Genomic DNA, 19,592 nt, shown 5'->3' on the forward strand with positions numbered 1-19,592 from the left:
GGTGTCAGTCGGCGGACGCGACAGCGGTGCGCGCCAGGGAGATCAGGTCGTCGGTGAGGGCGAGCACCGTCGCCTCGTCGAACAGCTCGGTGCGGTACTCGACGGCGATCCGGTCCTCGGTGACGCTCCAGTGGAGGTCGGGGACGCGGCCGTCGCCCACGACGCCGGCAGCACCGGTGCCGCCGGTGCCGCCGTGGTCCACCGTGACGTCGAACAGCGGGGGGCGTCCCGGCAGCGGACGCGCCTCCGCGTCGGCGCGCAGCCGGGCGATGCGCTCGGTCAGGACCGCGAGCGGCGGCTCGTCCGCCACGTCGATCCGCAACGGCAGTGGTGTGCCGTGCGGCCGGAGGAGACCGAGCAGCAGTTCGTCGGCCTCGGCCCGGTCGGTGAGCAGGGTGGCGAGGGCGGCCAGCAGCCCGTCGCGGCCCAGGGCGGCGGCGAGACCGACGGGAAGCGGGGCCTCATGGCGATCCGTCACCCCGGTGCCGGTGCCCTGCGGGCGCGGCCGGTCCGTCGGCAACTCGAACGTCCGCAGTCCGGCGAGCGCGTCGGGCCGGTGCCCGCTCCGCTCGGTGGACACTCCGGGCAGCGCGGAGAGCGGGACGTCACCGTCGCCGGTGACCGTCCACAACAGGTCGAGCCACGCGTCCGCCATCGCGGCGATCGTGCTCCGGTCGAACAACTGCGTGCTGTACTCGACCACCACGTCCAGATCGTCCGCGCCGGCGCGTTCCCCGACCACCACCGAGATGTCGAACTTCGCGGTGCCCGGCGGAAGTCCGGGGAAGAGCGGACCACCGTCCTCGTCCACGGCCGGACCGAACAGGCCCTCGCCGAGGACGAAGTGCGGCGGCAGCGTCTGGTGGACGTACATGACGTCGAAGATCGGGTTGCGGGACGGGTCCCGCTGCGGCGCCACCTCCCGGACGACGGCGTCGAACGGGATCTCCTGGTTCTCCAGGCCGTCGATCACGGTGTCGCGCACCTTCCGCAGCAGCGTGCGGAAGTCCGGGTCGCCGGAGAGGTCGGAGCGCAGCGCGATGGTGTTGTTGAAGAAGCCGAGCAGGCCCCACAGTTCCGGGCGGGTGCGCCCGATGGTCGGAGTGCCGACCACGATGTCGTGCCGGCCCGACCACCGGGACAGCAGCATCGTGAGCCCGGTGAGCAGCACCGTGAAGAGCGTGACGGACTCCCGCGCGCCGACCTCGCGCAGTCGGGTGACCAGTTCGGGCGGGACGGTCAGGCCGTGGGCGGCGCCCGCGAAGTCCATCCGGGCGGCGCGCGGCCGGTCGGTGGGCAGGTCCAGGACCGGTGGGTCGGCGAGCCGCTCCGTCCAGTAGCGCAGCTCGCCGTCGAGGAGCCCGTTCTCCAACAGCTCCCGTTGCCAACGGGCGTAGTCGGGGTACTGCACGGGCAGCGGGTCGAAGCGGTGCACCCGCCCCTCGCGACGTGCCTGGTAGAACCGCATGAGCTCGCCCATCAGGATCTGCGGTGCCCAGCCGTCGTTGACCGCGTGGTGGGTCAGCCAGCAGAAGAGGTGGTCGTCGGGGGCGAGGCGGACCAGGGTGACGCGGACCAGGGGGTCCCGCTCGACGTCGAGGACCCGCTCCGACTCGGCACGGATGATCGTGCGCGCCGTGCGCTCCGCGTCGGGCCGCCCGGTGAGGTCCTCGTAGCGGAAGAAGTCGCCGAGCCGTGGTCTGATCACCAGGCGCGCGCGACCGTCCACGGAGACGAAGTTGGACCGCAGGGTCTCGTGCCGTTCGGCCAGGTCCTCCCAGGCCAGACGCATCGCCTCGGGATCGATCGGGCCACGGTGGCGGGAGGCGCCGGGAAGGTTGTAGAGGGTGGTGTCGGGGTCGAGCTGGTGGTGGAACCACATGCGTTCCTGTCCGTAGGACAGCACCGGCTCGCCGCCGCGCCGGATCGGCGGGAGCTCCCGCGCACCGCTCGTCGCGGGGGTGGCGGGCTCCGGCTCGGACACCGTGGACGAGGAGGCGGACGAGACGGCGGACGAGGAGGCGGCGGAACGCCCGGCCGCGATGGCGGCGGCCAGGTCGGAGACGACGGAGTGGTCGTAGACGTCGATCATCCGCAGTTCGACGCCGTGGTGCTCCTTGGCCCGTTTCAGGAGGAGCAGGGCGATGATGGAGTTGCCGCCGAGGGCGAAGTAGTCGTCGTCGGGGGCGACGTCGTCCGCGTAGAGCAGTTCCGCCAGGGTCCGTCGCAGCCAGGGCAGCACCTCCGCCGGATCCGCGGCGCCGAGCGGTCCGGGGGCCTCGGGGAGCGATGGTTGCCCGGCGGTGGGCTCCCCGGCGGGCGCGTCGGCGGCCGGTGGTCCGACCGGCTCGACCGGTTCGACAAGGGGGTGTCGGTCGGTCCGAACCGTCGGTGCCTCGCCGGCCGGTCGGGCCCAGCAGCGGACGCCGCGGAACGGGTGGCCCGGCAGCGGTACGCGCCGCGCGGCGGGGGTCGTCTCCCGCCAGTCCGGGTCGTGTCCCGACTCGTACAGTCGCGCCAGCACGCCGAGCATGCCGTCCGTCTCGGCTCCCGCGGTGAGCACGGTGGCCCCGGCCCGGTCCGCGAGGTGCTCCGCCAGCAGGTCGCTCAGCTCGCCGCGACCGCCCAGCTCCACGAAGGTCGTCGGCCCGGCGGCCAGTTGCTCGTCGGCCGCGGCCCGCAGCCGCTCCGGCGACACCGGCGCCGCGGCGGGGTCCGCGGCGGCGAGGTCCCGTGTGTCCCGGTCGGTGAGCGTGCCGTTGAGGTGGCGGACCACGTAGCGGGAGAGCCCCGAGCTGATCAGCCCGTCCACGGTGATCCCGGCTCGTTCGAGCACGGCGTGCGCGGCGAGTTGCCCGCGCACCGCCGCGGCCCGGTCCGTCGGAACCGGCAGGGCACGGGGCAGCGGGGCCGGATCGCCGGTCCCGGCGGCCGGTTCGGCGTCCCCGGACAGCAGGCAGACGACGCGGGGCGCGGCGGCCGGAGCGGCGACCGGATCCAGCCGACGCCAGGTGACCGCGGCGGCCAGCGCGACCGCGAGGTCCCGGGTCCGACCGGCCACCACGCCCACGCGGAACGGATGGTGGTCACGGCCCGTGTTCAACGTCCAGGCGACATCGGCGAACGCGGGCCGGCCGGACCGCAGTGCGACCGAGAGCCGTTCGCACAGGGTGTGCAGGTCGGCCTCGGTCCGGGCCGAGACGCCGACCACCCGCGGCGGCCCGTCCGGCGCCCCGGCGGGCGCGGGCGGCGGTTCCTCGACCACGCAGTGCGCGTTGACGCCGCCGAGACTGAACGAACTGACCCCGGCCCGCCGCATGCCCTCGGCCCGCCACGGCCTCGGCGACGTCACCACCTCCAGGCGGGCGCCGTCCAGGTCCACCTCGGCCGCCGGCCGCCGGAAGTGCAGCGACGGGTACAGCTCGCCGTGCCGCACGCTGAGGATCGTCTTGACCAGGCCGGCGATGCCCGCCGCGTGGTCCAGGTGGCCGATGTTGGTCTTCACCGAGCCGACCGCGAGCGGCCCGCGCTCCCCCGGCCGGGCCAGCGCCAGCCCCTCGGCCTCGACCGCGTCGCCCAGCCGGGTGCCCGAACCGTGCGCCTCGACGTAGCCGGCGGACCGGATGTCCAGGCCGGCCCGGTCCCAGGCACGCGTGATGACCTCGGCCTGTGCGCGGGCGCTGGGGGTGGCGATGGTGGCGGAGTGGCGGCCGTTGTGCGCGGTGGCGGTGCCGCGGATCACCGCGTGGACGAACGCGCCCTCGTCCCGGGCCCGCTCCAGTGTGGTCAGCAGGAGCACCGCGCCGCCCTCGCCGCCGCCCGCGCCGTCCGCCGCCTCGTCGAAGGCGCGGGAGCGGGCGGTCGGCGAGGCGATGCCGGGGAAGTCGTCGACCGCGGCCTCGGGGGCGATGACGTGGCGCAGACTGACACCGCCGACCACGGCGTAGTCGGCGTCGCCGTCGCGGAGCTCCCGGCAACCGTGGTGGACGGCGACGAGAGAGCCGTTGCACCCGGTGTCCACGCCGTAGCAGGGGCCCGTCAGACCGAAGAGGTGGGAGACGCGGGCGGGCAGGGCGAACGGCATGTTGCCCATCAGGCTGAGCGTGCCGGGCTCGTGGACCAGCGGCAGGTAGCCGTTGCCGGGCGAGCTGAAGACCACTGCCGTCCGGCTGTCGCGCAGTGCGGAGGGGGCGTAGCCGGCGTGTTCCAGGGCCTCCCGCGTGAGGTGTAGGGCCAGTCGGTGCTGCGGGTCGGTGACCTCGGCCTCGTGCCGGGACATGCCGAAGGACTCGTGGTCGAAGAGGTCGATCCGATCCAGGTAGCCCAATTCCGGGTAGCGCACCGCGGGGTCCAGGCCGGTGGATTCGACGCGCTCGGCCGGGATCGGCCGCACGGAGTCACGGCCGGCGCGCAGGTTCGCGCGGAACTCGGCCAGGTCGGCGGCCTCGGGAAACCGGGTGGCGATGCCGATGACCGCGACGGCGGCCGTACCGGTACCAGTCATGTCTGAACTCCGTTCGTGGGGCGGCCTGCCGTCAGAGCTCGTAGGAGACCGGGGCCGGGCGTCCGGCCCCCGGCCGGTTCCGCTCCCCGACGCCGGTCCCGACCCGATCGTCGATCACGCCCGCCTGGGCCTCGACGGTGACCAGGTCGAACAGTTCACCGGCGCGTATCGCACCGGGCCAGCGCGCATCGAGTCGGCTGTACAGGTCGAGGATCTTGAGAGAGCTGCCGCCCAGGCCGAAGAAGCTGTCCTCCAGACCGACGTCGCGGTGGCCGAGCACCTCGACCCAGATGTCCCAGACGATCCGTTGCGGTCCGGTCCAGTGCTCCTGTTCCGCCGGCCGTTCCGCGCTCTCGCCGGCCGCGGGCAGCGAAGCGGCGAGCGCCGTGCGGTCGGCCTTGCCGGTGGAGGTGAGCGGCATCCGGTCCACCGGTACGAAACGGTCCGGCAGCGCCTGTTCGACCAACCGGTCGCGACAGTGCCGACGCAGGTCCCCCGGGTCGGGGAGCTCCTGCCCCGCGGCCGGGGTGAGGAACGCGGTCAACCGCGACGCCTCGTCGGTCGGTCCCGCGCAGACCACCACGGCCTGGCCGACCGCGGGGTGCGCCTCGAGCGCGGCCTCGACCTCGCCGAGCTCGACGCGGGCGCCGCGGATCTTCACCTGGTGGTCGGTCCGGCCGTGGTAGTGCAGCGCGCCGTTCTCGTCGCGGCGGGCGAGGTCGCCGGTGCGGTAGAGGCGGGCGCCGGGCGGCCCGAACGGATCGGCGACGAAGCGTTCCGCCGTGCGTCCGGGCGCCCGGGCGTAGCCGAGGGCGACGAAGGCGCCGCCGACGTACAGCTCGCCCACCTCGCCGTCCGCGACTTCGCGCAGTTGCCGGTCCAACACGTGGACGGTGGCACCGGGCCAGGGCCGGCCGATGGGGACGCGTTCCCGGTCGGGATCGAGCCGGTCCTCGACGGTGCAGGAGACGATGGTCTCCGTGGGCCCGTACTCGTTGACGAGCCGGGCGCCCGGCAGGCACGCGCGGTGGTTCCCGACCAGTTCGGGCGTGCAGACCTCGCCGGCGACGACCACCAGGCGCAGGCTGTCCGGAAGCCCGTCCGGATCGGCCAGCAGCAGTCGGTAGTGGGACGGCACGACGACGAGGTGGGTCGCGCGGTACCGGCGGGCCAACAACGCCAGTTCGGGAACGATACGCAGCTCGCGGGCGGTCGGCAACAGCAGCGTGTGACCGTTGTGGAGCGACCAGAACATGCCGGCGAGCATGCCGTCGAACGACAGCCGCATCGCCATCAGGAAGACCGAGGGACCGGTGCCGTACACGGCGCCGCGCGGACGGACGGAGTCGGCCAGCCGGCCGCGGTCGACCACGACTCCCTTGGGTTCGCCGGTGGAACCCGAGGTGTAGACGACGTATGCGGGGGCCTCCTCCGGAACCGGGGGCACGGGGTCCGCCGCGGTACGGGCGCCCGCCTCGATCAGGGCGGCGATGTCGAGGTCCTCGGCTGCCAACCGGGGCGGCACGTCCGGCGTCCCGGCCAGGTCCCGGTCGTCCCGGGCGGCGAGCACGACGGCGCAGTCGGTGTCGCGCAGCAGGGCGCGCAGCCGGTTCGGCGGCAGGTCGGGCTCGATCGCGGCCCAGGCGGCACCCACCCGCAGCGCCGCAAGGACGGCGACGACGGCGACGGCGCTCTGTTCGAGGCGGATGCACACGGTGGTGCCGATCCGGGCGCCCGCGTCGCGCAGCAGCTCGGCGAGGCCGGCGGACGCCTGGTCGAGTTCGCGGTAGGTGAGCGAGGTGGCGCCGACGACGAGCGCGGTGGCCCGCGGTGTCTCGGCGGCCCGGGCGCGGAAGGCGTCGAGGAGCGATTGCGGCTGCGGCTGCGGCCGGGACGGGACGGGTAACTGCGTCACTGCGGCCTCCTCAGACGTCCCGGATCAACAGGCGGACGTGGTCGCCGGGTTCGGGTACCGGATGGTCCTCGGGCACCGCGAGGACCATGGGCCCCCCGTCCGCCGGACCGTCGTCGACCTGGGTGAAGCCGGCGAAGCGGAGGGTGACGAGCATGGTGCGGTTGACGGCGGTGGGCACGAAATGCGTGACGGGTCGGCGGCCCTCGGCACGCGCCTGCCGGATCAGGTGGTTCAACAGCAGCCCGCCGACGCCGCGCGAGGCGACCCGACAGGACATCAACATCAGCCGCAGCACCGCGTCCGTCGGCGTGAGTTCGGTGACGGACAGACCGATGACGCCGTAGTCGCCGAAGCGGTCGCGGAGCCGGGCGAGCCGTACCCGGTGGTGAGGCGACGCGACGAGTTCGCGCAGCTCGTCCTCGCCGTAGACCAGTCCCGTACTGTTGAGCTGGTGGGTGCGCACCGTGAGTTCGCTGGCCCGCGCGAGGTCGTCCTCCGTCGCCGGTGCGATCTCCATGACGAGGCCGAGCGAGGCCAGGAACGCCTGCCGGTCGCCGCCGGACTCCTCCTCGGCCTGCCGCCGCCGCCACTCGGTGCGGTAGAGGTGGCGGCGACCGGCGGCCTCGGCCGTCACGTGGGCGGGGCGGAACTCGGGACGCTCCGGTAGGTGCCCGACCGCGTCGGCGGTGTAGCAGCGGACCTCCGGGACCTCGGAGGCGACCTCGGCGCGCTCGGCCGGGTCGTTGTCGACGAAGGCGATGGTGTCGAGCCCGATGTTGAGCGTCTCGGCGATGCGGCGGATCGCGGCGGACTTGTCGCCCCAGCCGATCCGCACCGCGCAGAACCACTCGTCGAGGCCGCACGCGCTCAGGTGGGCGGTGGCCGTGGCGTGGTCGCCGCGGCTGACCGCGGCGTGCAGGATGCCGCGTTCGTCCAGCGTCCGGAGGGTCGGCAGGACGTGGGGGAACGGCCGGGGGTCGTCGCCTTCCAGCACGACTCCGTCCCACAACGTGTCGTCCAGGTCCCAGACCAGGCACTTGACGGTCGGTGTGCTCGTCGGGGCCGTCATGCGCGCGGCCCGAACCGGCGCACCAGGTGTGCGGCGATGTGGAGTTCGGACACTTGCTGCGCTCCTTCGATGATCTCCATGACCTTCGCGTCCCGGTAGTGGCGGCCGACCCGGCTGTCCGGCTCGCACCCCGCGGCCCCGAGGACCTGCACGGCGTCCCGGCCGGCCGCGGCGGCGGCCGCCGCGGCCGCGTACTTGGCCATGATCGTTTCGGTGACACCGCGGCCCGGTCCGTCGCCCCGTGCCCGGGCCGCGCGGACGGCGAGCTCGCGGGCCGCGGCGGCGTCCACCGCGATCCGGGCCAGCAGCGCGCCGATCGCCTGGTGCCGACTGAGCGGAACACCGCCCTGCACCCGGGCGGCCGCGTGCGCGGCGGCGTCGGCGACACACGCCTCGGCCATGCCGACGCACCCCCAGGCGACCGTGAACCGGCCGTGGTCCAACGCGGTCGCGGCGACGTGTGACAGACCGGCGCCCGGTGGGGCGATCCGGTGGTCGGCGGGCACCCGGACGGCGTCCAGGGTGAGGTGGGCCACGCCGGCGGCCCGCATGCCGAGTTGGCCGTCGACCGGTTCGCGGCGCACGCCGGGCCGGTCGGTCTCGACCAGCACGGCGGTGGGCTTGTCGCCGCTGCGCCCGAGTACCAGCAGCACGTCGGCGAGCTGCCCGAAGGTGACCCACTTCTTGCGACCGGTCACGGTGAGCTCGGTGCCGTCCGCGGATTCCTCGATGTCGGTCCGCACCTCGGCGAGCGCGCTGCCCGCGCCGTCCTCGGTGGCCGCGAAGCCGGCCGTCAGCGTGCCGGCGGCCAGTCGCGGCAGCCAGTGGGCGCGTTGCTCGCGGGTGCCCCAGCGCAGCAGCGCCGCCGCGACCATCGACTGGACGGTGAGCAGACCGCGCAGGGCACTGCACACGCCCCCCAGGTGGGCGGCCGCCTCACCGAGTTCGACCGGCGCCAGGCCCGCCCCGCCGTACCGGGCGGGCAGGTCGGCGGCGAGCAGGCCCGTGCGCGCCAGCCTGCGGCACACGTCCGCCGGGATCCGGCCCGCACGGTCCCAGTCCGCGGCCGGGTCCCGGGACTCGGCGGCGAACCGGGCTGCCGCCGCGACCAACGGCGGCGCCCCGGGGGCGTCAGCGGTCGCCCGCACGGGTCCGGGTCGGCGTGTCGGCGCCGGTCTTGCGGTGGACGAACTCGGCGATCCGTCGTGCGGTCCGGAAACTGTCCAGATCGAGGTCCTCCACCTCCACGGTGAGGGTGAAGCGCTGCTCGACGTGGGTGACCAACTCCAGCGCGAACAACGAGTCGACCAGGCCGAGTGCGAAGTAGTCGTCGTCGGGGCCGATCGGTCGCCGCAGCGCTTCGGTCAGGAACCGGGTGATCTCCTCGGTGGTCTTCTCGGTGCCGTGGTTCATACGGTGCCCTCCCGACCGTGCTGCGGGCCTATCTCGACCAGCAGCACGCTCCAGGCCGCCACTGGGCTGACGTTGACGAGGACCGCCCGGTCACCCTCGACGAGGTCCTCGCGGGCCAGGGCGGTGTAGAGGTTCAGGAAGACGTCGTTCGGGCCGAGGTGGCCGAAGCGGCGCAGGTTGTCCCGGCAGGAGGGCAGCAGCCCGATGTCCAGGGTCTCCTCGGTGAACGCCAACCCGCCGGCCGACAGGTTCTGGCTCGCGTACCCGGCGATGTCGGCCCGGGTGAGGTCGTTGCGCGCCAGCAGCTCGTCCACCAGCCCGGAGAGCCGGTGCCGGCTCTCCATCGCCAGCCGGAACGAGTACTCGGGCAGGTCCCTGCACTCCTCCCGCCAGCGATCGGTGGGCCGGTCGCGGTACTCCAGCCGGAAGAGGTCCCAGTACCGGCCGTTGGTCCGCTGGACGAGGTCGAGGATCCGGACCGGCGCGGCCGGGTGCGGACGGCCCAGCAGCAGGGCCTGCCCGCTGTCGCCGTTGACGGTGACCGGGTGCCGGTAACGCGTCTTCGCCGCGGGCTTGCTGCCGTGCACGACCAGCACGGGGCCGAGGTCCGGGTCGGCGGCCAGCAGGCCGCGCGCCGCGAGCAGGGCGGGGGCGACGGAGACGCAGCCGAGGCCACCGACCGTGAAGACCGTCGCCGCGTCGGCGCCCAGCGCGTGCTGGAGTCTCGTCGCGTCCGAACTGACCAGGGTCTCCGGGGCGCGCGACTCGACCAGGATCAGCGCCCCGAGGGACGCGGCCCGTGCCCCGGCCCGCGCCAACACGGCACGGGCGGCGCGCTCGGCCAGGTCGGTGGCGGTCAGGTCGTCGTCCACCGCCACGGTGTCGATGCCGAGGTTGAGGCAGGTGCGGCGGTCCGCCCCGGCCAGTTCGGCCAGTTCGGGGAGGTCCGCGACGGCACGGGTCCGATCCGGCAGGTGCCAGCCGGCGGCATCGACCGCGACCGGTGCCGCGGTGTGGGACGTCTGCTCAACGTTCACCTGCGCTCCCGCCCGTTCGGGACTCCGACACCGGAACACTACCGCTTTCTACGGAAGTACGTAAGTGCGTAAATTAGAATTCCGGCGCCCCGATGCTGGAATGCTGATGACCCCTCGCCCCCCCACGGAAGGTCCGGTCCCATGTCCCAGTCCCTCTGGAAGTGCCACGGCCCGGTGATGGCCGCGGGCGCCGTGTGCATCCTCGTCAACGGCCAGGGCATCGGGCCGCTGTGGCTCACCGGGATCGCCCTGCTGGTGGTCGGCATGCTGATGCGGTGGGCGATGACCCGCGCGCAGCGCCCGTCCGGCGACGAGGCCCCGCCGCTGGCACTCGACGTCCCCGTGGAGGGCCGCTGGATGGCGCGCAACGGCCCCGCCACCAAGGTGCCCAGCCACACCCACAACCTCGCGCAGACCTACGCCATCGACCTGGCCCGCCGGCCCGCGCCGGAACCCGTGTGGTTCTGGCCGGTGGCACGGCGCCCCGAGTCCTACCCGTCCTTCGGCGAGCCGCTGCTGGCCCCCGCGGACGGTCGGGTGGTGGCCGCCTCGGACGGACAGCGGGACCACCTCTCGCGTTCCTCGCTGGCCGGCCTCTTCTACGTGCTCGCGGAGGGGTTCGTGCGCTCCCTCGGCCTCCCCCGCCACCTGCTGGGCAACCACCTCGTCCTCGAACTGGACGACGGGGTGTACGCCGTCTTCGCCCATCTGCGGCGCCACTCGTTGAAAGTGGCCGTGGGGGACCGGGTGACGGCCGGCCGGCCGCTGGCCGAGTGCGGCAACTCGGGGAACTCCGCGGAACCGCACCTGCACTTCCAGCTCATGGACGGTCCCGACGTCACCTCCGCCCGCGGCCTGCGCTTCACCTGGCGGTACCGGGACGACGACGGCCGGGAGCACGACGGCGTGCCCGCCGACAACACCTGCTTCGTCCCGATCCGGACCACCACGGCCGACCGGCCGGACCCCTACGCCGCGCCGTAGCCGGGTTCGAGCAGGAAGCGGACCAGCCGGACGCGGCCGTCGGGGGCGAACTCGCCGAAGGCGAACACCTCCTGGCTCCGCTTCGACTTCCCGTCCCGGCTGGTGGTGTAGCGGGCCGCGAAGCGGTTGCCCTCGCGCAGGGTCTCGTGGACCTCCACGGGGTAGACGTGCCCCCGCTTCCGCTCGTCCTCCAGGGCCTTCAGGACGCCGGAGCGCTGCATCACCTTCCCCCCGACCTGGTGCAGCGCGTCGGGGGTGTGGAAGCGGTCGTGGGCCTCGGCGGCCGGCACCGCCGGGTCGTACCCGGCGGCGTAGTAGGCCCGCAGGTAGTGCGCCGGGTCCTGGGCGGGCGTCGGCTCGGCCCCGGCGACGGGCGGCGGCGCCGGGGCGGTCCCCGGTGCGGGCCGGGCCGCGCCGTCGAACGAGTCCCGCTCCCCCGTCCCCGACCAGCCGGGCCGGGTGGAGGAGAAGGCGTCGGTGCGGACCACACGCCCGTCCTCGGCCAGTTCGGCGAAGACCGCCGCGTCCGTGGCGCTCTGGAGCTTCCACATCATGGGCGTGCCGATGGTGTACCGGGCCGCGGCCCTGCGCCCCTCCACGATCACCTCGTGGAGGTGCAGTTCGAACGGCGCGTCGAGGGAACGTCGGGAGCGCAGGCTGCTCAGGATCTTCTTCCGGTCCCAGACCCGACCGTTGACCCGGTGGGTGCCGTGGGGGAGGTGGTAGCGGTCCCAGACCTCCTCGACCGGCTCGTCCCCGTCGATGGCGTCGGAGTGGTAGGCGCGGAGGTACCCGGCGAAGTCCTCCGCGGCGGTGGGACGGTCCGTGCTGCTCATGGTGCTCTCCCGGATCTCTCGGTGTGCGGCGCGCCGCTCCCGGGTCCCAGGGGCGGCGTGGTCGTGATGTGGAACTCCCGACGCAGGGCTACCCGGGCCGCGTGGTGGCCGCACATCCCGTGCACGCTGGGACCGGGCGGCGTCGACGCGGAGCACAGGTACACCCCGGGCAGGGGCGTGCGGTAGGGATTCCAGGCGGGCACCGGCCGGAACACGGACTGCGCGAGCGTGACGGCTCCCGCGCCGATGTCCCCACCGGGATAGTTGGGGTTGTACGTCTCGTAGTCGGCCGCCGGCACGCCACGTGCCGCGACGACCGTGTCGGCGAAGCCGGGCGCGTACCGCTCGATACGGCGGGTGACCAGGGGAACCGGATCCCGGGTGTCGCCGTTCGGCACGTGCGCGTAGGCCCACACCGGACGGCGACCGCCCACGGCGCGCCCGGGGTCGGTCACGGCCGGGTCGACCACCAGCACGAACGGCTCCTCGCAGGTCTCCCCCCGGGCCGTCGCCCCCTCTGCCGCGAGGGTCTGGGCTCGGGTGCCGCCCAGGTGCACGGTCCCGGCCCGGCCCACTTCGGGGGCGGCCCACGGGATGGGCTCGTCGACCAGGAAGTCGACCTTCGCCGCTCCCGGACCGTAGCGGAAGCGGCCCAGGGCCCGGCGGTACCCCGGTGGCAGCCGGTCGCCGGCCAGTTCGAGCAGACCGTGCGGCGTGACGTCCAGCATGACCACCCGTGCCTCCAACTCCGCGAGGTCGGTGACCCGGTGGCCGGTGTGCAGCACACCGCCGTGCGCCCGCAGGTCGTCGGCCAGGGCCTCCGCGATGCGGCCGCTGCCGCCCCGCGGCAACGGCCAGCCGGTCGCGTGCGCCAGGTGTCCCAGCAGCAGCGCGATGGCGCCGGAGGGCGGGCTGGGCAGCCGACCCACCGCGTGCGCCGCGACCCCGGTGAGCAGTGCCCGGGCGGCCTCGGTCCGCAGCCCGTCGCCTCGCAGGAGGTGACTCAGCACGCGCGGGCCGAGCAGCAGCGGAACGGCGGGATCCCGCGGCACGGACCGTTGGCCGGACAGCAGGAAGTCGGTCACCCCCGCGCTGTGCCGCACCAGGGGTTCCATCAGCCGCCGCCAGCGCCGCCCGTCCGGCCCCAGACGGTCGCAGGTCTCCTCCAGGTCCCGGTGGGCGAACGCGGCGGTACCGTCGTCCAGGGGATGCGCGTAGGCGATCGGCGGCTGCAGCAGCGGGACCCCGCGGGCCGGGAGGTCGAACTCGCGGAAGAACGCGGACGCGGCCGCCATCGGGTGCACCGCGGCACAGATGTCGTGCCACACCTCGGGGTCGAACAGCGCCTCGCCGCGCAGGCCTCCGCCGACGGCGGAGGCCTGCTCGTGGACGTGCACGGTCAGTCCCGCGCGCGCCATGGTGACGGCGGCCGCCAGACCGTTCGGACCGCTGCCGACGACAGCGACGTCGGCGCGCGTCATGCCAGGGCTTCCTCTGCGGCGAACTGCTGTCCGGCGAGCCGTCGGTAGACCTCGTCGGACTCGATCAGCTCCCGGTGGGTGCCGGTCGCCCGCACCCGTCCCTCCTCCATCACGATGATGCGGTCGGCCCGCACGATGGTGGACAGCCGGTGCGCGATGGCCAGGACGGCGCACTCGCGGGCGGCCTCGGTGATCGCGTCGCGCAGCGCGACCTCGGTGTCGCCGTCCAGGTGCGCGGTGACCTCGTCCAGCAGGATCACCTCCGGCCGCTGCAACAGCGTACGGGCGATGGCGAGCCGCTGCCGCTGGCCGCCGGAGAGACCGGCGCCGCGCTCGCCGAGCTCCGTGTCGAGCCCGTCGGGCAGCTCCGCGACGAAACCCTCCATGCTGGCGAGCCGCAGCGCACGGGCGACCTCCGCGTCGTCGGCTCCGGGGTTGGCGTACGTCAGGTTCTCCCGGATCGTGCCGCGCAGCAGCGGCGCGTCCTGCTCGACGTAGCCGACCAGCGACCGCAGTTCCGCCAACCGCAGGGCGGCGACGTCCCGCCCCGCGACCCGGATCGTGCCGGAGTCCGGCCGGTGGAAGCGCTCGATGAGCTGGAACGTCGTCGTCTTCCCGGCCCCCGACGCGCCGACGATCGCGGTCAGGCCGCGGCGCGGCAGGCTGAACGAGACGTCGCGCAGCACGGGCGCGCCCTCGTGGTAGGAGAAGACGACGTCCTCGAAGCTGACCGCGGGCGCCGACTCCGCCACGGGCTCGCGCTCCCGCGGCTGCCCCGACCCCACCGGCCCCGCCGGGTCTTCCTCGTCCTCCTCCTGCGGAACCGCCCCCAGCTCCGTCACGCGCTGGACGGCGGCCCGGCCCTGCTGGATCTGACCGATCGACATGAAGAGCATCACCAGCGGCGCCACCAGGTAGAAGAGGTACATCACGAACGACGTGAGATCGGCCGGCGACAGCGAGCCGGTGGCCACCCGGGCCATGCCCCAGGAGATGACGACGGCCAGTGAGAGCTGGGTCCCGACGTTCATCATGGGGGTGAGCAGCGAACCGAACCCGATGACCCGGATCCCGCTGCGCCGGGCCCGGTCCGCCAGCCCGGCCAGTTCCTCGCTCTCCCGCTCCTCGGCGCGTGACGCCTTGACCGTGGTGATGGCGCCGAGCACCCGCTGCAGGCCCGAGCCGAACGCGCCGATGTCCTGCCGGTTCTGCAGGGCGGCGATGCGCACCCGGCGGGCCAGGAACAGCGAGGCGCCACTGGCCACCCCGAGGCAGGCGACCGTGGTGAGCAGCAGCTTCCAGTCCAGCCGGGCCATCAGCACGACACCGCCGACGACCATGAACACCGAGGTGACCACCTGGGCCAACGCCTGCGCGATGATCAGGCAGGCGACGGAGGTGTCGGACACCGTGCGCGCGAAGACGTCCCCGTGCTCCAGGCGTGAGAAGTACGGGATCTGGCTGCGCAGCAGACGGCCGCCGAGGATGCGCCGGGCGTCGAACGCGATGTTCTCGCCGGCCCGGCCGATCGCGTAGGAGTGCCCGGCCCCCAGGGCCGCGTCCGCCACGAAGAACAGCGCGATGAACGTGATGGGCCAGGCGATCGACTCCTGCCGGGACACGGCCTCGATCAGACGGCCCAGCATCCAGGGCTGGGCGAGCGTGGCCGCCGCGCCGACCAGCCCCATGCCGATGCCGGCGATCAGCAGGGCGCGGTGGCGGCGGACTGTCTCCCGGAGGTTCATGCCGGCTTGGTGTAGGACGCGACGAACAGACCGGCCTCGGGTGTGTAGCCGGTCCGCAGCCAGTCGCCGTAGTGGCCCTCGGGCCGCAGTCCGGCGTCCCGCGCGTAGCCGTCCACCTCCTCGGGGACGAGCAGGCGCACGGCCTCGGTGCCGATGCGGTGGGTGCCGTCCGCCTCGAACCACACGCTGGACACCTGCCAGACCCGGTTGTCCATCAGGAGCGTGGCGTGCATCTGGATGCCGGTGTTCGGCTCCGGGTAGGGCACGAACATCGTGGTGCGCGTCAGCCCCTCGTGCTGGGCGACGATGCCCGGACGGTTGTGCGTCTCGATCACCAACCGGCCGCCGGGACACAGGTGCTCGGCCGCCCGTGCGACGGCCTCCCGCTGCCCCTCCGGGTCGAGGATCAACGCGAGCGTGGAACAGACGCAGTAGACCAGGCCGTACTGCCGGCCGTCGCGGTAGGTCCGGATGTCGCCGAGTTCGGCGGTCACCTCGCCCTCGTCGGCCTTCTTCTCCAGAGCCGTCAGCATCTCCCGCGAGGAGTCCACACCGGTGACCGGACCGACCCGGCGCGACAGCGGCAGCGCGATCCGTCCCGTCCCGACGCCGAACTCCAGCGTGCCCCGAGGGGGGTCGGGGTGGAACCCGGCCAGTGCCTCGACGGTGGCCTCCGTGGCGGCGTCGTTCGGGAAGACGCGGTCGTACCAGCCCTCGAACTGCTTGCCGTAGCCGATGTCCGCGATCGTCATGGGTTCTCCGTTTCTCGTGGGCGAAACCCCCGCACCGGGAGCCGTCGGTCTCAGGCGGCCCGCAAGAAGGCCGGGGAGACGGGCTTCATGGGCAGGTAGGTGGAGACGTAGAGGACTTCCGGTTCCTCGCTGTCGTCGTGGCCGGTGGCGCGAACCACGGCGAGTTGGAAACCGCGTACGTCGGAGACGTTCGGGGTCTCCCTGATCTGCCTCCTGATGAACTCGGCCAGGACCCGGAAGGGCGGCGAGCCGGTCGGGTCCTCCCCCTTGGAAATGCTCTTGAGCATGGCGCTGCAGATGTCGAAGACGGCCTTCTCCGTTCGGCGGGACGAGAACCAGAACGCCTGGATCATCCTGCGCTTCTGGATCAGTTCCAACTCGATCCAGGGGGACGTCTCGCGGTTCTCGTCGAGGGTGCGGTAGAGGTAGTGGTAGTCGTGCGTCGCCGGGTTGGGCGCGAAGAACTTCCAGTTGGGCACGAGGGAGAACAGGTCCTTCTCCCGTGCGCGTTCGAAGGCCGGGCTCGGGTGCTGCGCGGCCAGCGTCGCCACCAGCAGGGCCGCGCCCGTCAGACGCGTCACGGCACCGGGGCCGGTGAAGGCCTCCTTGACGAACGAGGCGGCGTTCACTTCTCCTCACCCGCCTTCCCGTCGATGTCTCCGGCCGGGGCCACGGTCTCCGGCTCGGGTCGCGGAACGCAGTGGCGGTCCACGAAGGACGCGATCAGATCCGCCGCGGTGCGCGCGTGGCGCGCGTCGGTCAGGATCGTGTCGTGCCCCGCGCGTTCCACCACGGTGACGTCCCCGTGCCGGCCGGCCGCCTGGTGGGACCGGGCGATGTCGTGGTACATCAGCAGCTGCTCCTGGTCCATGTCCACGGTCACCTGCGCGGCGACGACCAGCCCCGGAGCCGGCACCGGCGTCAACTCCTCGTCGAAGGAGTCAAACTCCTCCCGCACCACCTCCCACTCCCGCTTCGCCGCCGTCCACAGCCGGGAGTCGGTGTAGAGGGCGAACACCTTCTGCCGGTAGGGGTAGGGCAGGTCGTCCACCCAGCGGGGGCGCGACATCAGCGCACCGCAGCCCAGCCTCGTCCAGCGCGCCATGTCCGCGAGGGAGGCGGTGAACAGCTCCATGCCCTTCCGCTGCTTGTCCGACCGGACGAGCTGGCCCGGGTGGGTGGGGTCGAGGTAGACGACGCCGGCCACCCGGTCGCCGAGCCGCGCCGCCGCCCGCCGGTTCAGGTCCGCGCCCAGGGAGTGCCCGACGAGCACCACCTTGCGGTCCTTCGGCAGGGCCTGGAGGATCAGGTCCTCCAGGTCGTCCACGGACTCCTGCAGGGTGTAGGGAGCCTCCCGCACACGACGGCTGGGACCGTAGCCCGCACGGGCATAGGTCACCACCGGCTGGCCCAGGTCGAAGGCCAACCGCTCGACCATCCAGGCGAAGTGCTCGGGGGTCGAGGCGAGACCGTGGTTGAAGACGACGACCGGACGGTCGTCGAGGTCCCGGCCGCCGGTGTCGTACTGCAGCACGTTGCCGCACCGGGTGGTGACGGTGCGGGACATCGGCCACCCGGCCACGGCACGGGCACGCTGCTGCGTCGCCAGCACGGCCGCCCCGGTGACGCCGCCGGCCAACAGCACCAGAGCCGTCTTGACCATCCGGTCGTCCCGACCGGCGACCGCGGGGAGTTCCCGCGGCGCGGCCGTGTAGGCGATCATCGGATGCATCGCGGGGAACGCGGTCATGAACCGGCCCAGGCCCATGACGAAGGCGTTGACGACGTGGAAGCTCCCCGCCGCTCCGATCAACGGTCGGGTCAGGCGGCCACCGGCCAGGTAGACGACGGGAAAGAGGCACTCCATCGCCAGGACCGCGTGCTGGGTGACCTTGCTGGCCCGGGGATAGCGCTGCGTCAGGCGGTACGCGCGCTCGAAGCCGTAGGTGCGGGTCCGCATCACACCGGGCAGGGCCGAGCCGTCGCGCCACTTCGTCCCCGCCATCTTCGTCCAGCCGGACGCGGCGTAGGACATGTTGGCCTGGAGCGCCAGATACCACATCAGGGCGTCCTTGACCTGCGGGCTGCTCGCCAGTCGGGCGAGGCCGGTGACCGCCTGCACCTGCGTGGCGACCTGGTCCGAGCCGTCCGAGCCGTAGCGGTGACGGGCCTGGAGGAGTGTGGTGGTGGCTCCCAGGTAGAGGTTGCCCACCCCCCGCCACCGGCTGTTCCCCGGCAGGAGCATCCCCAGACTGCACGCTACGCGCGTCGCGTGCAGGGCCAGGGTGGTCCGTCTACCGCTCACGACGTCGGTGAGCTTCTGGATGGCCGGAACCTTGCTCTCCGGGGTCTGTCTCATGATCTCCCAGTCGTTGAGACCACCCGGACCCAGATTGCGGTGCTGATGAAGGTATTCCAGGGAAGAAGAGAGACTGGAAAGGGCCGCGAGGCGTTCCGATATGCCTATTGCGCGGTCCCTGGAAACTGGAATAGGGGAGAACAACGCAGACGAAATCTTCTTTATCATCCTCATACCGGAGCTTTCCTTCGCGTCGACCCGGCTGCGGGTAGGGTTGAGAGGACTGTCGGGCCGCGATTCCGGCGCGGCCCGACAGCTCTCACCACTCCCGGGGGCAGCCCCCGGGAGGCTCTCTCAGAATCCCGCAGGACTCCTCAACTGGTGGCGCTCGTCCAGCGGGACGGGTCAGCCGGCGGTACGGCCGGCCTCGTACGCCTGGACGGTGACCCACGCGGCGCCGGCGCCGCCGGCGAAGCCCACGCCGAAGGCGACCAGGCCCGGAGTGGCCTGGACGGGCATCATCGCGCCGAACTCACCGCCGGTCTCGTCCGTCAGCTCCTCGGGGGTGAGGGCGGCGACACTCTCGACGATCCTGTTCATTCCGGTTCTCCTTCGGGAGTCGATCGACATACGAACGGGTCAGCCGACGACGCGGCCGGTGACGTAGGCACCCACGACGGAGCCCGCACCGACGACGGCACCGCCGACGTACCAGCAGGTGGCAACGGCCCCGGGGGTGGCCAGGACCGGCGCCGGGGCGTCGTCCTGGTAGCCCTGCTCCAGCGGACCGAGGTCCTGGTCGTTCATGAACACGGAGATTTTCTGCTCCATTGTCCTGCTCTCCTCTTCTGTCTCTTTCCTGCGCGGTGGTGTGCTCGTTTTCTCTTGCGATGGTGCCGCCGGGTCGGCATACCGGCCCGGCCATGCCCGACGGGATCCGCCGGGCAAGCCTGTGAAGGATTCCGGGGTACGACCACTCTGCCCCCGGCCGAAACCGGGAAAACCGCACAGCTCCGGACACTACGCGCGTCACATGCACAAAGAAGGAATCCACGAGATGGTCGAACGGAATACAAGCGGACCTTCGGAAGCGGGTGCGACCCCGAACCGGTTTCGAAATTCAGCTTATACAGGAACCGTCGTTTGTGAACACCCGAATCGATGAACGCCGGAGGATCGTACGCCCACAACCCGACAGAAATACCAATTCGGGGAGGATCTCGGAAGCACAAGCAGAATCCATCCCCGCCCCGATTCAACGCGAAACAAACTTCCGTGGAGAGGGATGCCCTGCGAGACAGCGGACAAGTCGGTGCGCGACCGTCCGGCCGACCTACTGCCGTTGGTCCAAAATTGGGACACTCCTTTTCAGGCGGTAACGCGGGACGGGGCCGAGCGTAAACAGTGCGCGCCGGAGCTGTACACCACAAGGAAACCGCAGGTCGCCCTGGTGGCCCGCGGAAACGGGAACACGGGAACAGATGGGCGGACGGGCTCGGCGTACGAGTCGACACGACTCCGCGGCGCAGCCGCAGGCCTTCGGCGGCCCATACGACA

General features: G+C 72.7%; 15 protein-coding genes. 1 reads left to right on the top strand and 14 read right to left on the bottom strand.

What is annotated here, in order from left to right:
* Nucleotides 1-4: 4 nt before the first annotated feature.
* The 6 genes from F0L17_RS28045 to F0L17_RS10605 are packed head-to-tail and all read right to left on the bottom strand — an operon-like array spanning nucleotide 5 to nucleotide 9,938.
* The gene (locus tag F0L17_RS28045) at nucleotides 5-4,504 is read right to left on the bottom strand and encodes a condensation domain-containing protein (RefSeq protein ID WP_155070876.1); all 4,500 of its coding nucleotides are present in this window, start codon (nucleotides 4,502-4,504) and stop codon (nucleotides 5-7) included.
* 31 nt (nucleotides 4,505-4,535) lie between these two features.
* On the bottom strand, nucleotides 4,536-6,419 hold the full coding sequence (locus F0L17_RS10585) for an amino acid adenylation domain-containing protein (protein WP_155070877.1): 1,884 nt from the start codon (nucleotides 6,417-6,419) through the stop codon (nucleotides 4,536-4,538).
* Between the two features lie 10 nt (nucleotides 6,420-6,429).
* Entirely contained in the window at nucleotides 6,430-7,488 is a 1,059-nt protein-coding gene (locus F0L17_RS10590) for an HAD-IIIC family phosphatase (protein WP_155070878.1), read from the bottom strand.
* On the bottom strand, nucleotides 7,485-8,636 hold the full coding sequence (locus tag F0L17_RS10595; RefSeq protein WP_162466044.1) for an acyl-CoA dehydrogenase family protein: 1,152 nt from the start codon (nucleotides 8,634-8,636) through the stop codon (nucleotides 7,485-7,487). The genes F0L17_RS10590 and F0L17_RS10595 overlap by 4 nt, the downstream gene beginning before the upstream one ends.
* The gene (locus tag F0L17_RS10600; RefSeq protein ID WP_155070879.1) at nucleotides 8,620-8,901 is read right to left on the bottom strand and encodes an acyl carrier protein; all 282 of its coding nucleotides are present in this window, start codon (nucleotides 8,899-8,901) and stop codon (nucleotides 8,620-8,622) included. The genes F0L17_RS10595 and F0L17_RS10600 overlap by 17 nt, the downstream gene beginning before the upstream one ends.
* Nucleotides 8,898-9,938 (bottom strand): 3-oxoacyl-ACP synthase, encoded by a 1,041-nt coding sequence (locus F0L17_RS10605; RefSeq protein WP_420802407.1) that lies wholly within the window; start codon nucleotides 9,936-9,938, stop codon nucleotides 8,898-8,900. Before F0L17_RS10605 ends, F0L17_RS10600 begins: the two co-directional genes overlap by 4 nt.
* Before the next feature lie 141 nt (nucleotides 9,939-10,079).
* On the opposite strand from F0L17_RS10605, the gene F0L17_RS10610 reads away from it, so the two are divergent.
* The gene (locus F0L17_RS10610) at nucleotides 10,080-10,922 is read left to right on the top strand and encodes a M23 family metallopeptidase (protein ID WP_155070880.1); all 843 of its coding nucleotides are present in this window, start codon (nucleotides 10,080-10,082) and stop codon (nucleotides 10,920-10,922) included.
* Here F0L17_RS10610 and F0L17_RS10615 read toward each other — a convergent pair.
* From F0L17_RS10615 to F0L17_RS10650, 8 genes are all read right to left on the bottom strand, one after another.
* The gene (locus F0L17_RS10615) at nucleotides 10,907-11,758 is read right to left on the bottom strand and encodes a nuclear transport factor 2 family protein (RefSeq protein WP_155070881.1); all 852 of its coding nucleotides are present in this window, start codon (nucleotides 11,756-11,758) and stop codon (nucleotides 10,907-10,909) included. The genes F0L17_RS10610 and F0L17_RS10615 overlap by 16 nt on opposite strands.
* Nucleotides 11,755-13,239 (bottom strand): phytoene desaturase family protein, encoded by a 1,485-nt coding sequence (locus F0L17_RS10620; RefSeq protein ID WP_155070882.1) that lies wholly within the window; start codon nucleotides 13,237-13,239, stop codon nucleotides 11,755-11,757. The genes F0L17_RS10615 and F0L17_RS10620 overlap by 4 nt, the downstream gene beginning before the upstream one ends.
* Nucleotides 13,236-14,984, bottom strand: coding sequence for an ABC transporter ATP-binding protein (locus F0L17_RS10625; protein ID WP_155070883.1), 1,749 nt, complete (start codon nucleotides 14,982-14,984; stop codon nucleotides 13,236-13,238). The genes F0L17_RS10620 and F0L17_RS10625 overlap by 4 nt, the downstream gene beginning before the upstream one ends.
* On the bottom strand, nucleotides 14,981-15,736 hold the full coding sequence (locus tag F0L17_RS10630) for a class I SAM-dependent methyltransferase (RefSeq protein ID WP_155070884.1): 756 nt from the start codon (nucleotides 15,734-15,736) through the stop codon (nucleotides 14,981-14,983). The genes F0L17_RS10625 and F0L17_RS10630 overlap by 4 nt, the downstream gene beginning before the upstream one ends.
* A gap of 50 nt (nucleotides 15,737-15,786) precedes the next feature.
* The gene (locus F0L17_RS10635) at nucleotides 15,787-16,365 is read right to left on the bottom strand and encodes a hypothetical protein (RefSeq protein WP_162466045.1); all 579 of its coding nucleotides are present in this window, start codon (nucleotides 16,363-16,365) and stop codon (nucleotides 15,787-15,789) included.
* Entirely contained in the window at nucleotides 16,362-18,095 is a 1,734-nt protein-coding gene (locus F0L17_RS10640) for an alpha/beta fold hydrolase (protein WP_155070885.1), read from the bottom strand. The genes F0L17_RS10635 and F0L17_RS10640 overlap by 4 nt, the downstream gene beginning before the upstream one ends.
* Before the next feature lie 345 nt (nucleotides 18,096-18,440).
* Nucleotides 18,441-18,635: a hypothetical protein gene (locus F0L17_RS10645; RefSeq protein ID WP_155070886.1), complete on the bottom strand. Its 195-nt coding sequence runs from the start codon at nucleotides 18,633-18,635 to the stop codon at nucleotides 18,441-18,443.
* Nucleotides 18,636-18,674: 39 nt separating this feature from the next.
* A complete protein-coding gene (locus F0L17_RS10650; RefSeq protein ID WP_155070887.1) occupies nucleotides 18,675-18,866 on the bottom strand; it encodes a hypothetical protein in 192 nt (63 codons plus the stop codon).
* Between the last annotated feature and the right edge of the window lie 726 nt (nucleotides 18,867-19,592).

This window comes from Streptomyces taklimakanensis, from assembly GCF_009709575.1.
Classification (GTDB): domain Bacteria; phylum Actinomycetota; class Actinomycetes; order Streptomycetales; family Streptomycetaceae; genus Streptomyces; species Streptomyces taklimakanensis.